A 14,318-nucleotide genomic window follows, 5' to 3' on the forward strand; every position below is an offset into this window, starting at 1 on the left:
CCCCGCCGTCAGCCCGGCCCCGCCGTCGGACCGGCCCCCGCCGTCAGGCCGCGTCAGATGCCCGGGCGGTAGCGGATCGGATGGTCTGCCGGGACCTCCACCAGCACGATCGGTGTGCCGTCCGGGTCCGCGATCCACATCTCGACCAGCCCCCAGGGCTCCTTCACCGGCGGCCGCACGATCTCCACGCCCTTCGCCGTCAGCTCGTCCCGGGCCGCCGTCACGTCGTCGACCTGGAGCCAGAGCCGCACGGCGGGCGAGGGCGGTGTCTCGGCCCGCCCCGAGACCTCCAGGAAGCCCCCGCCCAGGAAGTAGACCGTGCCGCGCTCGGGCCCGGTGCCGAACTCCCGGTAGACGGCGAGCCCGAGCTGTTCGCCGTAGAAGGCCCGGGACTTGTCGGGGTCGGTGGGGCGGAGCAGGATCCGGCTGCCGAGTACATGCACCATGCACCCGAGACTAGTGGCAGGGTTACGCTCGACCCTGCCCGAGCCGCGCCCAGGACACGGAGACGTACGCCCATGGACACCCTTGCCACCGGACTGACCTTCCGCGACGCCACCGACGCGGACGTGGACGAGCTGGTCGCGCTGATCGAGTCGGCCTACCGGGGCGAGGCCAGCCGGGCCGGGTGGACCACCGAGGCGGACATCCTCGCGGGGCAGCGGACCGACCCGGAAGGCGTACGGGCCGTCATCAAGGCGGCCGACAGCCGGCTGCTGGCCGTGGAGCGGGAGGGCCGGATCGTCGCCTGCTGCCAGTTGGAGCACCGCGGTGACCACGCCTACTTCGGGATGTTCTCGGTCAGCCCCGCACTCCAGGGCGGGGGCCTCGGCAAGGTGATCATCGCCGAGGCGGAGCGGCAGGCCCGCGCGGTCTGGGGCGTGACGGAGATGCGCATGACCGTGATCTCCGTCCGCGACGACCTCATCGCCTGGTACGAGCGCCGCGGCTACCGCCGCACGGGCCGGATGACCCCGTTCCCGTACGGCGACGAGCGCTTCGGCATCCCGCTCCGCGACGACCTCCAGTTCGAGCTGCTGGTCAAGGAGCTCGGCTAGCCGTCAGGCCGTGAAGCGGCCGGTGCGCTTGATGTCCGGGTGGTCGGTGGTGGCGCCGTCCAGGCCGAACGCCCGGACCAGACGCAGATGGTCCTGCGTGTTCACCACCCAGCCGATGATCCTCAGGTCGGCCTGGCGGGCGCGCTCCACGATCTCCAGGGTGAGCCGGCGGATGTTGAGGCAGACGGTCTCGGCGCCGGCCGCTACGGCGCGGTCCACGACGTCCGTGCCGTAGCGGCTGGCGATCAGTGCCGTGCGCACCCCCGGCACCAGTGGCTTGATCTCGGCGATCGCCTCGTCGTGGAACGAGGACACCTCCACCCGCCCGGCCAGCCCCCGCTCGTTCATCACCCGCGCCAGGGCCCGCGCCGCCCGCGCGTCCTTGATCTCCGCCTGGAGCGGTGCCTGGACGGCCTCCAGGACCTCCTCGAAGACCGGCACCCGCTCGCCCCGTCCCGCGTCCAGGGCCCGCAGCTCGGCGAGGGTCTTCTCGGCGATCGGCCCGGTGCCGTCGGTCGTGCGGTCGACGTCCGTGTCGTGCATGACGACGAGCGCGCCGTCCTTGCTCAGGTGCAGATCGAGTTCGATGGCGTCGAGGCCGGCCTCCTGGGCGGCGACGAAGGACCTGAGGGTGTTCTCGGGCTCCACACCCATGACTCCGCGGTGACCGATGGTGAGGAAGTTCAAGACGCGACTCTCTTCCGTCGACAGGCGGCAGTGCGGGCCCGCAGGGCCCACCCGACCGTATCGCCTGTGCCCGCTCCTTGCGGAGAGTGAGCGCATGGACGGCGCGCGCTCGGGCACAAGCGTGACCGGCAGGAAAAAGTGCGGTGAAGGACGGGGTGCGGCAGGATAATTTCCCGAGGTGGCCCTTGCTGGGAGGAACCTCGTGTGTATACGGTCTGCATACGTGAGATTCTCCCGTGGAGGATGGGACATGACGGAAATTCTTGTGCAGGTGGGTTCGGAGGGCGGGGTTCCTCCCGTGGCCAGGGTGGTGGAGCACCCGGCATGGCCCGTGCTCAAGGATGCCGTGGAGCGGATCCGGCCATGGCAGTCCAAGGACGGGTCGATCGACTTCGACGCCGAGGGCGCGCCCGACCCGGCCGACGCCGAGCTCGCCGTCCGGCAGGTCGCCGACGCGGTCCTGGAGCTCTCTGCGCTGCTCCCGCACGACCAGGCGTACCACGAGGCCCTGGCCAAGGACCTGACCCGGTGGGCCGACAGCGGCTTCCAGGTGCCCGACTTCCTGGACTCGCTGCTCGCCTTCCAGCCGGCGCAGGACCGCCGGGACGGTCTGCAGCACCTGGTCGTCTTCCCGATGTACACGCAGAACGGCAACCCGGACCGCAACCTCGAAGCGGTCGTGCTGCGCATGGTCTGGCCGGACTGGCTGGCCGAACTGGAGCGCACCCGCTACGACAACCCGCTGTTCTGCGGCATCAAGTTCGAGGACTTCACCTCCGGCTACGACACCAACTCGGCCGTGCTGTTCCCGGAGACCATCGCCGTGCGCGAGGCGCCGGAGCGGTTCACCTGGGGCGGCATCTTCTGCGACCGCGAGGCCGCCCGCTTCCGCCGCGTGACCGACGCCGCCGTCGACATCCTTGGCCTGGAGCTGCCCGAGGACGTCGCCGCGATGGTCCACGACCAGAAGCGCTGCGAGGAGGCGTTCGTCCTGTGGGACATGGTCCACGACCGTACCCACAGCCACGGCGACCTGCCCTTCGACCCGTTCATGATCAAGCAGCGCCAGCCGTTCTGGATGTACGGCCTGGAGGAGCTGCGCTGCGACCTCACCGCCTTCAAGGAGGCCGTGAAGCTGGCGGCCGAGGGCGTACCGCAGGCGCGCGACGTCCAGGTCGCGGTCCTCTTCGACCGCATGTTCCGCTTCCCGGTCACCGGCGAGCGCGTGCGCAACTACGACGGCCTCGGCGGCCAGCTCCTCTTCGCCTACCTGCACAAGCACGACGTCGTCCGCTGGACCGACAACAAGCTCACCATCGACTGGGAGCGCGCCCCGCAGGTCACCAACGAGCTGTGCGGCGAGATAGAGCAGCTGTACCGCGACGGCATCGACCGGCCCAAGCTCGTCCACTGGTTCGCCGGGTACGAGCTCGTCTCCACGTACCTCTCCCCGCACCCGGGCTCCAAGTGGGCCAAGGGCCCCGACGCCCTGGACCTGACGCAGCCCCCGCGCAAACTCGTCGATGACGTGCTTCCGGACGAGTTTCCGCTGAGCATGTTCTATGAGGCACTGTCCAAGAAGCTGAAGAACGTGATCGCCTCCACCAAGGGCATCACGGCGGACGGCGCCGAGCGGATCGCCGCGTGAGCGATCGGCAGACCGGGAACACTGCTCAGGAGGCGAAGAACATGGCGGGGAACGGGGCGCTCAGCGGTGCGGTGATCGCGGTGGCCGGCGCGGGCGGGCCGGCGGGCCGGGCGGCGCTGCTCAGGCTGGCCGAGGCGGGAGCGACCGTCATCGGCTCGGACAACGACCCGGAGCGGCTGGCGGAGGCGGTGGACGCGGCGAGCTACGCGACCGGCGGCGCCACCGTCACCGGCGACACGGTCGACCTGCTCGACCTGCAGGCCACCCGCGACTGGGCCGCCCGGATCGAGAAGGACTTCGGCCGCGTCGACGGCCTGGTCCACCTCGTCGGCGGCTGGCGCGGCAGCGAGACCTTCACCAGGACCAGTCTGGACGACTGGGACTTCCTGGAGATGCTGCTGGTGCGCACGGTGCAGCACACGTCCCTCGCCTTCCACGAGGCGCTGCAGCGCAGCGACCGCGGCCGGTACGTGCTGATCAGCGCCGCCGGGGCCACCCAGCCCACCGCGGGCAACGCCGCCTACGCGGCGGGCAAGGCGGCGGCCGAGGCGTGGACGCTGGCCATGGCCGACTACTTCCGCAAGGCCGGGGGTCCCGAGGGCGCGACCTCGGCGGCTGCGATCCTGGTGGTGAAGGCACTGGTGCACGACGCGATGCGCGCCGACCGCCCCAACGCGAAGTTCGCGGGCTTCACCGACGTCAAGGACCTGGCCGAGGCCATCACCGAAGTCTGGGAGAAGCCCGCCGCCGAAGTGAACGGAAAACGTCTGTGGCTCACCGAGAAGCCGTGAACCCGCCGAAGACCGACGCCCGCCGCCACCACGACCCCGAGGTCCGCGGTTTCGCCAGCGACAACTACGCCGGTGCCCACCCGGAGGTGCTCGCCGCCCTGGCCCTGGCCAACGGCGGGCACCAGGTCGCCTACGGCGAGGACGCCTACACCGAGAACCTGCAGGGCGTCGTCCGCAGCCACTTCGGGGCCTCGGCCGAGGCGTTCCCGGTCTTCAACGGCACCGGCGCCAACGTCGTCGCGCTCCAGGCGGTCACCGACCGCTGGGGCGCGGTGATCTGCGCCGAGAGCGCGCACATCAACGTCGACGAGTGCGGCGCGCCCGAGCGGGTCGGCGGGCTGAAGCTGCTCACCGTCCCGGCGCCCGACGGCAAGCTCACGCCCGAGCTGATCGACCGGCAGGCCTACGGCTGGGACGACGAGCACCGGGCGATGCCGCAGGTCGTGTCGATCGCCCAGGCCACCGAGCTGGGCACGGTCTACACGCCGGACGAGATACGCGCCCTGTGCGAGCACGCCCACGCGCACGGCATGAAGGTGCACCTGGACGGCTCCCGGCTGGCCAACGCCGCCGCCACCCTGAACGTCCCGATGCGGACGCTCACCGACGTCGCCGGCGTCGACATCCTTTCCCTGGGCGGCACGAAGAACGGCGCCCTCTTCGGCGAGGCCGTCGTGGTCCTCAACCAGGACGCCGTCAGCCACATGAAGCACCTGCGCAAGCTGTCGATGCAGCTCGCCTCCAAGATGCGGTTCGTGTCGGTGCAGTTGGAGGCCCTGCTCGCCCGGGACCTGTGGCTGCGCAACGCCCGGCACGCCAACGAGATGGCCCAGCGCCTCGCCGAGGGCGTGCGGTCCGTGCACGGCGTGGAGATCCTCTACCCGGTGCAGGCCAACGCGGTCTTCGCGCGCCTGCCCCACGACGTGAGCGAGCGCCTGCAGAAGCGCTTCCGCTTCTACTTCTGGGACGAGGCCGCGGGTGACGTCCGCTGGATGTGCGCCTTCGACACGACCGAGGAGGACGTGGACGCGTTCCTCGCGGCGCTGAAGGAGGAGATGGCCCGTTAAGGCCATCTCCCCTGCGCATACCTTCAGTTGACGAGAATCCGTGCGATGTTGTTGCGCAGGTTCGGGTCGAACTCACGGATGCTCAGCTCCGAGTCGTCGTTGAGGGTCGCCACGGTGGTCTGCGCCCCGCGCACCACCCGGTCGATCCGCAGCGGTATCTCGAAGGTGTAGGACGCCTTGTCGTGCAGGTAGATCGGTGTGCGGCAGTAGTAAGCGGCGGGGGACGCGCCGTCCTCCGCCGGCCGGCACCGGTCCTCCGGCAGGGGGCCGACCGTGGTCCCCTCCGGAGCCTGGAACCGCACGGTGGCCACGGAGGCTCCCGCGCCCAGCGACGCCACCCAGGCCGGGCCGCGGTTGTGGACGGTGACCGCGGCGGTCACGGTGTCACCCGCGGCCCCGCGCACCCTGCTGCCGGTGAGTTTCAGGTCGGCGGTGTTCCGGGCGTCGAGGATGACGGCCTGGTAGTTGTCCTGCGGGTCGATGTCGGGCTCCGACGCCGCCGCCGTCCGGGTCGTCACGGGCAGCAGGTCCAGCTCGGGGCCCGTGCCCCGGGTCCACGTCCACTCGCCGCGGGCCTCCTCCAGCGCCTCGTCCGAGTACGGCTGGACGGACTGGTCGAACCGCTCGTACATCGCCTTGCGCCCGACGCCCAGGCGGGTCGTCATCGCGTAGCGCTGCCCGGGCGCCACCGCCTCGTCCAGCACGCACAGGGCTCCCGTCCCGGTGGTGTGGTCCCGGTACTCGCAGTTCGCGTGCCGCTCCTCGAAGCGCAGCCCGTACGAGGCGCTGATCCACATCAGGGTGCGCTCGGCGGTGCGGTTGCCGGTGTTGGACACCGTCGCCGGCACGCTCGTCCCGGTGCCCGGCTGCAGGTCGCGCTGGTAGGGGGCCTGGCTGAGGCCGAGGTCCGGCCCGTTGCCCAGGCCGACCCGGGTCTCACCGGCGTGCGAGGTCAACTCCCCGGCGGTGGCCGAATAGCGCACGTACCCGGAGGCGCCGAGGTCCGTTCCGGGCAGCGCCCGCAGCCCGAACGTGGCGGCCGCCACGGTGTCCGTGCCCTCCGGCATCTCCGGGAACGCGCAGACCGCTCTGACCTCCGACTCGGGCGCACAGTTCGCCGGCCACGACACCCGGGCGAAGGCGGCGACCTCACTCGCGTCGACCGTCAGCCGCCCGGCCGGCACGCTGCCGTCCGCGACATCACGGCTGACCGACACCTGAAGACTGCGCTCGCGGGCGCTGCCGTCCGCCTCCGCGCCCGGCAGCACCGTCTCGTACGGTGCGCTGATCCACAACTGGTTCTCCACGGCCTGCGCGGGCGCGCCCCCGATTCCCGCGGCCGCGAGGGCGCCGCACGTGACCGCGGCCCCCGCCAGACGTCGTAGGTGCTTCATGTCCCCCTCCTCGTCACCGATCCGTGAACCCGAGACCCGTGGTTTCGGGCGAGGGTTGTGGTGGGGCCGGGGGTTGCGGCGGTGTTCGGCCGTTCTTCCGCGGGCCGTGCACAGGTATGCGCACGTCTCACCTGCTGATCCAGCGTTCAGTGGAGTGGACTGTCAGGTTCTGTATGATGCACCATGCTCGCACTCCCCACCGCACTCCGAGGCCCGACCATGACACTCACGCTCACCGTGTCCGACGACGTCCGCGCACTCGCGCCCGGTTTCACCCATGTCGCGATCGAGGCGCACGGCCTGGTCAACGGGCCGAGCACGGATGCCGGCGCGCGGCTGCTGGACGACGCCGCCCGCCGGCTCGCGGCCCGGCTGGACGGCCGCGCCCCACACGAGGACCCGCACATGGCGGCCTGGCGCGCGGCCTACACGGCCTTCGGCGCGAAGCCGTCGCGCACCCGCAACTCCGCGGAGGCCCTGGCCAAGCGGGCCCTGACGGACGCCGGCCTTCCCCGCATCAACCTGCTCGTCGACCTCTACAACGCCGTCAGCGTCGCCCATCTGATCCCGGTCGGCGGCGAGGATCTCGACCGCGTCCAAGGCGGCATGCGCCTGGTGCGGGCCACGGGCGCGGAGGACTTCGTGACCGTGGCGGGCGGCGAGGAGACCGTCGAGCACCCCGACGCGGGCGAAGTGGTGTGGTGCGACGACGCGGGCGTGACCTGCCGGCGCTGGAACTGGCGCCAGGGGCCGCGCACCCGGCTCACCGAGCGGACGACCTCGGGCATCTTCCTGCTGGAGAGCATGGCCCCGATGCCGGTCGCCGAGGTGACGGCGGCCGCGACGGAACTGGCCGAGCTGCTGGAGAAGTTCAGTCCGGGCGCGGACATCGAGATCCGCGCCCCCTGGTCCGCCGCCTGAGCCGCTTGAGCCGGCTGGATGGCGGGCGCCCGGGCGTCAGTGCGCCTCGGCCGCCCGCACCTGCTCCGGCGTCGGGGCCGTGCCGCCGAGGTGCGCCGGCATCCACCAGGTGTCGTCCGGGCCCTTGGGGCGTACGGGGTAGGCGCGCTGGGCGGCCTCCAGGAGTTCCTGGACGCGGTCGCGCAGCTGCCGCGTGATCGCGCCCGCGTACTTGTCGCGGGAGGCCTCGATCGCCTCGCCCACCCGGATGGTGACGGGGATGTGGCTGCGCTTGAAGTTGCGCGGCTGGCCCTTCGTCCACAGGCGCTGCGTACCCCACACCGCCATCGGGATCAGCGGGACCCCGGCCTCCTGCGCCAGGCGGGCGGCGCCCGTCTTGAAGCTCTTGAGCGTGAAGGACGGCGAGATCGTGGCTTCCGGGAAGACCCCGACGATCTCGCCCGACCGCAGCGAGTCCAGGGCGTGCGCGTAGGCGGCCTCGCCCTGCTTGCGGTCCACGGGGATGTGCTTCATCCCGCGCATCAGCGGACCGGAGATCCGGTGCCGGAAGACCGACTCCTTCGCCATGAAGCGCACGAGACGTTTCTGCGGCAGCGCCGCCAGGCCGTTGAAGACGAAGTCCAGGTAACTGATGTGGTTGCTCACCAGCACGGCGCCGCCCGAGCGCGGGATGTTTTCCGAACCCTGACAGTCGATCTTGAGGTCCCACACCTTGAACAGCGTGCGGGCGAAACCGACGACGGGACGGTAGACGAGCTCTGCCATGGGCGGTTCGGACCCTTCCTGCTCTGCCTGGGAAGGGATTCCCAGCGGACAAGTTACGCAGCCGTAGGTTTACGGCTTGTCGAGATGGTGCCCCAAGAACGGCCGGGTAGCCAGTCCCCGTGCCCCCAGCCGGAGAGATTCTCGTCACGTAGCCGCCGATCCCCACCTCGTCCTTTTACGCCCGCATTACTCCGCGCGCACCGTCACGCGCCGTGCGGGCAGGTGCAACTCGCAGCCCAGGCAGTACCCGAACGCCGCGTGCAGAAAGCGGCCGCGAGCGCCACGCCGGTCGCCGCGAGCCCGAGCCCCTCGGGACCCAGGGTGGAGCCCACTTGGCCGAGCCCGGCGAACAGCAGCCCCACCGCCTGGGCGTAACGCGGCGGTTCGGGCGCCTCGAAGGCGGTCGGCGGCCCGAGCCGCGGCCGCACGGCACGGGCGCATTCCGCAGGCACGCGCCGTTGCGGGAGCGGGAATCTTTGCGGCCTCGTGAACGCTTGCAGCAGAAGATGACCGGACTGGTGATGTGGGTGGCGGTGCTCGCGGCGGCGAGCGCCTCCGGAGTGCTGCACAAGCGGCGGACGGGAGAGTGCGGGTGCGCGGGCGGGACGAGGACAGGCGGCTCGGCGCGGCGGACCTGGGCGCGGGGCTCGGGGAGCGGGCCACTCTCGTGCAGTTCTCCAGCGCGTTCTGCGCGCCCTGCCGCGCCACCCGGCGGGTTCTCGGCGAGGTCGCCGGCCTGGTTCCGGGCGTGACCCACGTCGAGATCGACGCCGAGGCGCACCTGGGCCTCGTGCGGCGGCTGGACATCCTCAAGACCCCGACCGTGCTGGTCCTGGACGCCGAGGGCCGGGTGGTGCGGCGGGCCGTCGGGCAGCCGCGCAAGGCCGACGTGATCGCGGCGCTGGGGGAGGCGGTGTGAGGGACACGACGCCGTCGGTGAGTCATCTCCCACATCAGGGAACGAACTTGACTGCGCCGATCCTTTATCGTCAGTCTGACCCCATGCCTGCCGACCTTCTGACCACGACCGATCTCTTCCGCTCGGTCTTCCGGCGGCACGCCGCGGGCGTCGCCGTCATCACCGCCCGTGGCGACGCCGGTCCGGTGGGCTTCACCGCCACCTCCCTCACCTCCGTCTCCGCCGAGCCGCCCCTGCTCTCCTTCGGCGTCGGCACCAGCGCCTCCAGCTGGCCCGCGATGGCCGAGGCCGGCCACGTCGGCGTCCATGTCCTCGGTGAGGACCAGCAGGAGCTGGCCGCCACCTTCGCCCGCAGCGGAGCCGACCGCTTCGGCGCGCCCACCGCCTGGCGGGAAGGGCCCGAGGGCGTCCCCGTACTGGACGGCGTGCTCGCCTGGCTGGTCGGCCGGGTCGTCGCGCGCGTGCCGGCCGGGGACCACCGCATCGTCATCGCCGAGGTCGTGCACGGCGACCCCACCGGCACCGGCCGTCCCCTCCTCTACCACCAGGGACGTTTCCGGCGCCTGGGTGACTGATCCGGGCGTCTTTCGGGGCTGCGTGACCGTCGAGTTCCGGTTACGCTGCGTTGCGAAGGTCACAGTTCAAAGCGCTTGCTTAGCGGGAACGAACTCTGTGTACTGACGAGTAATATTTCGCTCGGAGCGTGGGTCGCCCCGACCGGGATCGGCCGCTTGAGGCGCCTATGCTGCCTGCAAGAGGCAGCCGAGAAATGACGATGCAGTAGGAGAGCCGGCGTGAGCTTGAGGATCGTTGTCACTGTGAAGTACGTGCCCGACGCCACTGGCGACCGGCACTTCGCCGATGACCTGACCGTCGACCGGGACGACGTGGACGGTCTGCTCTCCGAGCTCGACGAGTACGCGGTCGAGCAGGCACTGCAGATCTCCGAGAACTCCGACGACGACGTGGAGATCACCGTCCTGACGGTGGGCCCCGAGGACGCCAAGGACGCCCTGCGCAAGGCGCTGTCCATGGGAGCCGACAAGGCGATCCACGTCGAGGACGACGACATCCACGGCACCGACGCCATCGGCACCTCCCTGATCCTGGCCAAGGCGATCGAGAAGGCCGGCTACGACCTGGTCATCTCCGGCATGGCCTCCACCGACGGCACCATGGGCATCGTCCCCGCGCTGCTCGCCGAGCGCCTGGGCGTCCCGCAGGTCACCCTGCTCTCCGAGGTCTCGGTCGAGGACGGCACGGTCAAGGGCCGCCGCGACGGCGACGCCGCCTCCGAGAACCTGGAGGCCTCCCTGCCGGCGGTCGTGTCCGTGACCGACCAGTCGGGCGAGGCGCGTTACCCGTCCTTCAAGGGCATCATGGCGGCCAAGAAGAAGCCGGTGGAGTCCTGGGACCTGTCCGACCTCGACATCGAGGCCGAGGAGGTCGGCCTGGAGGGCGCCTACACGGTCGTCGACGGCGCGACCGAGCGCCCGGCCCGTACCGCGGGCACGATCGTCAAGGACGAGGGCGAGGGCGGCAAGCAGCTCGCTGAGTTCCTCGCGGGCCAGAAGTTCATCTGAGCCCCGCATTCGCCGACCGCCCCTCATCTTTCGCAAGCAGGAGAGAAGAAGTCCCATGGCTGAAGTTCTCGTCTACGTCGACCACGTGGACGGTGCCGTCCGCAAGCCCACCCTGGAGCTGCTGACCCTCGCCCGCCGCATCGGCGAGCCCGTCGCCGTCGCGCTGGGCAACGGCGCCGCCGACACCGCCGCCACCCTCGCCGAGCACGGCGCGGTCAAGGTCCTCACCCACGAGGCCGCCGAGTACGCCGACTACCTGGTCGTGCCGAAGGTCGACGCCCTCCAGGCGGCGCACGAGGCCGTCTCCCCGGCCGCCGTGCTGGTCCCCTCCTCCGCCGAGGGCAAGGAGATCGCCGCCCGCCTGGCGCTGCGCCTGGGCTCCGGCATCATCACCGACGCCGTCGACCTGGAGGCCGGCGACGAGGGCCCGGTGGCCACCCAGTCGGTGTTCGCCGCGTCCTTCACCACCAAGTCCCGCGTCTCCAAGGGCACCCCGGTCATCACGGTCAAGCCGAACAGCGCCGCCGTCGAGGCCGCCCCCGCCGCAGGCAGCGTCGAGGCCCTGAACGTGTCCTTCTCCGCTCAGGCCACCGGCACCAAGGTCACCGGCCGTACGCCGCGTGAGTCCACGGGCCGTCCGGAGCTGACCGAGGCCGCGATCGTGGTCTCCGGTGGCCGTGGCGTCAACGGCGCGGAGAACTTCGCGATCATCGAGGCGCTCGCCGACTCCCTCGGCGCGGCCGTCGGTGCCTCGCGCGCCGCGGTGGACGCCGGCTGGTACCCGCACACCAACCAGGTCGGCCAGACCGGCAAGAGCGTGTCGCCGCAGCTGTACATCGCCTCCGGCATCTCCGGCGCGATCCAGCACCGCGCCGGTATGCAGACCTCGAAGACGATCGTGGCGATCAACAAGGACGCCGAGGCCCCGATCTTCGACCTCGTCGACTACGGCGTCGTCGGCGACCTCTTCGACGTCGTCCCGGCCCTGACCGAGGAGATCAAGGCCCGCAAGGGCTGACCGCCTCCCCGGCGGCAGCAGGCCCCCGTGACCGCGCGAACGGTCGCGGGGGCCTCTTGTCATCCGAGGGTCATCGAGGCCTGCACCGGCAGATGGTCGCTCGGGTAGGTCCCGTCCAGGCTGAAGGTGTTCATCCGGGCCCAGTGCGTGGTGACCCCGGGCGTGGTGAGGATCCAGTCGATGCGCCGCCCGCCGGGCCTGGGCCCCCGGTAGCCGTGGTACGTCCCGTACGCGGGGCCCCGCGTAGCCGCCGTGTCCCAGGCGTCCGTCAGTGGGATGTCCAGCATGAGGTCGTACACCCGGTTGTGGTGGGCGTCCGCGTTGAAGTCCCCGGTGACGATGACCGGCAACGACCGGTCCCACTGGGCGATCGTCTCGCCGATGAGCCCCGCGGAGCGCTCCCGGGCGTACTGGCTGACACTGTCCAGATGGGTGTTGAGGACGTAGAACTCCCGTCCCTCGCGGGCGAGATCGGCGAAACGGACCCAGGTCACCATGCGCAGCCAGTCCGCGCCCCAGGTGTTCGAGGCGATCGCGTACGGGGTGTCGGACAGCCAGAAGTGATCGAACTCGACCGGGGCGAGTCTGCGCGTGTCGTAGAAGATCGCCATGAACTCGTCCTTGCTGCCGCCCCCGCGTCCGACGCCTATCCAGTCGTAGTGCTCGCCCAGATCCGTCCGGATCGCGCGCACCTGCCGGTAGAGCCCTTCCTGGGTGCCGATGACGTGCGGTCGCTCGCGGCGCAGCAGTTCCCGCATCACCGGCCGGCGCACGGACCAGCGCGGTGTGTCGTCGACGACGGTCCCGAAGCGCACGTTGAACGTCATGACGTTCAGTGCGCCCGCGTGCTCGCCGGCGCTGGCGGACCGGGTGGGCCCCGCGGTGGTGAGCAGCGGTCCTGCGACGGCGGCGGCCGCCGCTGCCTTGAGCCCGTGGCGGCGCGTCACTCGGGCCTCGTTCGGCACGTGATCTCCCTCCCCTTGCACGTCAGGATGAAGCCTGCCTGCTCAATACGGAAGAGGAGGGCGGGTCTGCGGCGACCGAGGGGGAAGGATGGGGAACCCCACGTCAGGACGGTGTTGACCAGGTCGAAGGTCGGCCGATAACTTCGCTCTACGGATTGTTGATTCCGTAAAGCGGAAAACGAGAGGATCGCGGAATGGGTCAGGGCCAGCAGGAGAAGGTGGCGACGAGCCTCGCGGGCGCCGTCAGCGAGGAGATCAGCGCCTCCCTCGCCCCGGTCGACGCAGAACTGGAGCGCCGCTACCCCGGAGACCCCGGCACCCGCCAGCCCGTCCACACCGTCTACGTGCCCGGCGACGCCTTCGCCGCCGACACCATCCGCTCCTGGGGCGACGGGGCCCTGGCCGCCCTGGACGAACACGCACCCGACGCCGCTGCCTTCGCCGCCGTCCTCGGCCTGCCCGAGGAACTCGCCGAGCCCGTCCACGCGCGCGTGCGGGCGAAGCTGGAGCGCGAGCCGATCGAGGACCTGCGCGTCGACTTCGAGGACGGCTACGGCAGCCGCCCCGACGCCGAGGAGGACGAGGCCGCCGCCCGCGCCGCCCGGGTCGTCGCCGAGGCGTATGCCGAGGGCACCGCGGCGCCCTACATGGGCATCCGCATGAAGTGCATGGAAGCGCCCGTGCGTGCCCGGGGCATCCGCACCCTCGACATCTTCCTCACCGGCCTGATGGAGGCCGGTGGCCTGCCCGCGGGCCTGGTCCTCACCCTGCCCAAGGTGACCTACGCCGAGCAGGTCACCGCCATGGCCCGGCTGCTGGACGCCTTCGAGGAGACCCACGGCCTCGAACCCGGCCGGATCGGCTTCGAGATCCAGATCGAGACCAGCCAGTCCATCCTCGCCGCCGACGGCACCGCCACCGTCGCCCGCATGATCCAGGCCGCCGAGGGCCGCGCCACCGGACTGCACTACGGCACCTTCGACTACAGCGCCTGCCTCGGCGTCTCCGCCGCCCACCAGGCGAGCGACCACCCCGCCGCCGACCACGCCAAGGCCGTCATGCAGGTCGCCGCGGCCGGGACGGGTGTCCGCGTCTCGGACGGCTCCACCAACGTCCTGCCGGTCGGCCCCGCCGAGAAGGTGCACGCCGCCTGGCGCCTGCACTACGGCCTCACCCGCCGCGCCCTGACCCGCGCCTACTACCAGGGCTGGGACATGCACCCCGGCCACCTCCCCACCCGGTACGCGGCCGTCTTCGCCTTCTACCGCGAGGGCTTCGAACAGGCCGCCGCCCGCCTCACCCGCTACGCCCACCGCACCGCCGGCGACGTCATGGACGAACCCGCCACCGCCAAGGCCCTCAGCGGCTACCTGCTGCGCGGCCTGGACTGCGGCGCCCTCGACATCGGCGAGGTCGCCCGGCTCACCGGCCTGACCCGGACCGACCTGGAGAGCTTCGCGACACCCCGGCGAGGCGACCTGAGCGCGTCCGCCTGAAGAGCC

At 71.3% G+C, this 14,318-nt stretch carries 14 protein-coding genes and 2 pseudogenes; 10 read left to right on the forward strand and 6 right to left on the reverse strand.

Annotated elements, in window-relative coordinates:
• Window positions 1-53 precede the first annotated feature (53 nt).
• Complete coding sequence (locus RIN80_RS18980; RefSeq protein WP_309096800.1) at window positions 54-446, reverse strand: VOC family protein; 393 nt, start codon at window positions 444-446, stop codon at window positions 54-56.
• Between the two features lie 72 nt (window positions 447-518).
• Here RIN80_RS18980 and RIN80_RS18985 point away from each other — a divergent pair, with 72 nt between their 5' ends.
• Window positions 519-1,058 (forward strand): GNAT family N-acetyltransferase, encoded by a 540-nt coding sequence (locus tag RIN80_RS18985; RefSeq protein WP_309096801.1) that lies wholly within the window; start codon window positions 519-521, stop codon window positions 1,056-1,058.
• A gap of 3 nt (window positions 1,059-1,061) precedes the next feature.
• Here RIN80_RS18985 and RIN80_RS18990 read toward each other — a convergent pair whose 3' ends face one another.
• A complete protein-coding gene (locus RIN80_RS18990; RefSeq protein ID WP_309096802.1) occupies window positions 1,062-1,745 on the reverse strand; it encodes a glycerophosphodiester phosphodiesterase family protein in 684 nt (227 codons plus the stop codon).
• A 250-nt stretch (window positions 1,746-1,995) separates the two neighbouring features.
• Here RIN80_RS18990 and RIN80_RS18995 point away from each other — a divergent pair, with 250 nt between their 5' ends.
• From RIN80_RS18995 to RIN80_RS19005, 3 genes are read left to right on the forward strand one after another with little or no spacing between them, the layout of a single operon-like run.
• Complete coding sequence (locus tag RIN80_RS18995) at window positions 1,996-3,393, forward strand: DUF6421 family protein (RefSeq protein ID WP_309096803.1); 1,398 nt, start codon at window positions 1,996-1,998, stop codon at window positions 3,391-3,393.
• Between the two features lie 41 nt (window positions 3,394-3,434).
• The gene (locus RIN80_RS19000; RefSeq protein WP_309096804.1) at window positions 3,435-4,184 is read left to right on the forward strand and encodes an SDR family NAD(P)-dependent oxidoreductase; all 750 of its coding nucleotides are present in this window, start codon (window positions 3,435-3,437) and stop codon (window positions 4,182-4,184) included.
• Complete coding sequence (locus RIN80_RS19005) at window positions 4,181-5,251, forward strand: low specificity L-threonine aldolase (RefSeq protein WP_309096818.1); 1,071 nt, start codon at window positions 4,181-4,183, stop codon at window positions 5,249-5,251. Before RIN80_RS19000 ends, RIN80_RS19005 begins: the two co-directional genes overlap by 4 nt.
• Before the next feature lie 23 nt (window positions 5,252-5,274).
• Here RIN80_RS19005 and RIN80_RS19010 read toward each other — a convergent pair whose 3' ends face one another.
• Window positions 5,275-6,645, reverse strand: coding sequence for a hypothetical protein (locus tag RIN80_RS19010; protein ID WP_309096805.1), 1,371 nt, complete (start codon window positions 6,643-6,645; stop codon window positions 5,275-5,277).
• Window positions 6,646-6,864: 219 nt separating this feature from the next.
• Between RIN80_RS19010 and RIN80_RS19015 the strand changes: the two genes are divergently transcribed.
• On the forward strand, window positions 6,865-7,566 hold the full coding sequence (locus RIN80_RS19015) for a phenylalanine--tRNA ligase beta subunit-related protein (RefSeq protein ID WP_309096806.1): 702 nt from the start codon (window positions 6,865-6,867) through the stop codon (window positions 7,564-7,566).
• A gap of 36 nt (window positions 7,567-7,602) precedes the next feature.
• Here RIN80_RS19015 and RIN80_RS19020 read toward each other — a convergent pair whose 3' ends face one another.
• Both RIN80_RS19020 and RIN80_RS19025 read right to left on the reverse strand, forming a co-directional pair.
• Window positions 7,603-8,331 (reverse strand): lysophospholipid acyltransferase family protein, encoded by a 729-nt coding sequence (locus RIN80_RS19020; protein WP_309096807.1) that lies wholly within the window; start codon window positions 8,329-8,331, stop codon window positions 7,603-7,605.
• Window positions 8,332-8,517: 186 nt separating this feature from the next.
• A pseudogene (locus RIN80_RS19025) lies at window positions 8,518-8,765 on the reverse strand (DUF4395 family protein); the annotation flags it as partial.
• Between the two features lie 72 nt (window positions 8,766-8,837).
• On the opposite strand from RIN80_RS19025, the pseudogene RIN80_RS19030 reads away from it, so the two are divergent.
• The 4 genes and pseudogenes from RIN80_RS19030 to RIN80_RS19045 all read left to right on the forward strand — a co-directional run bounded on the left by RIN80_RS19030 (window position 8,838) and on the right by RIN80_RS19045 (window position 11,851).
• A pseudogene (locus RIN80_RS19030) lies at window positions 8,838-9,250 on the forward strand (thioredoxin family protein).
• An 83-nt stretch (window positions 9,251-9,333) separates the two neighbouring features.
• Window positions 9,334-9,825, forward strand: coding sequence for a flavin reductase family protein (locus RIN80_RS19035; RefSeq protein ID WP_309096808.1), 492 nt, complete (start codon window positions 9,334-9,336; stop codon window positions 9,823-9,825).
• Between the two features lie 219 nt (window positions 9,826-10,044).
• Window positions 10,045-10,833 (forward strand): electron transfer flavoprotein subunit beta/FixA family protein, encoded by a 789-nt coding sequence (locus RIN80_RS19040; protein WP_309096809.1) that lies wholly within the window; start codon window positions 10,045-10,047, stop codon window positions 10,831-10,833.
• 55 nt (window positions 10,834-10,888) lie between these two features.
• Complete coding sequence (locus RIN80_RS19045) at window positions 10,889-11,851, forward strand: electron transfer flavoprotein subunit alpha/FixB family protein (protein ID WP_309096810.1); 963 nt, start codon at window positions 10,889-10,891, stop codon at window positions 11,849-11,851.
• Between the two features lie 59 nt (window positions 11,852-11,910).
• On the opposite strand, the gene RIN80_RS19050 is transcribed toward RIN80_RS19045, so the two are convergent.
• On the reverse strand, window positions 11,911-12,816 hold the full coding sequence (locus tag RIN80_RS19050; protein WP_309096811.1) for an endonuclease/exonuclease/phosphatase family protein: 906 nt from the start codon (window positions 12,814-12,816) through the stop codon (window positions 11,911-11,913).
• Window positions 12,817-13,010: 194 nt separating this feature from the next.
• On the opposite strand from RIN80_RS19050, the gene RIN80_RS19055 reads away from it, so the two are divergent.
• Window positions 13,011-14,312, forward strand: coding sequence for a DUF6986 family protein (locus tag RIN80_RS19055; RefSeq protein ID WP_309096812.1), 1,302 nt, complete (start codon window positions 13,011-13,013; stop codon window positions 14,310-14,312).
• Window positions 14,313-14,318 lie beyond the last annotated feature (6 nt).

The organism is Streptomyces sp., assembly GCF_031181705.1.
Taxonomy (GTDB): domain Bacteria; phylum Actinomycetota; class Actinomycetes; order Streptomycetales; family Streptomycetaceae; genus Streptomyces.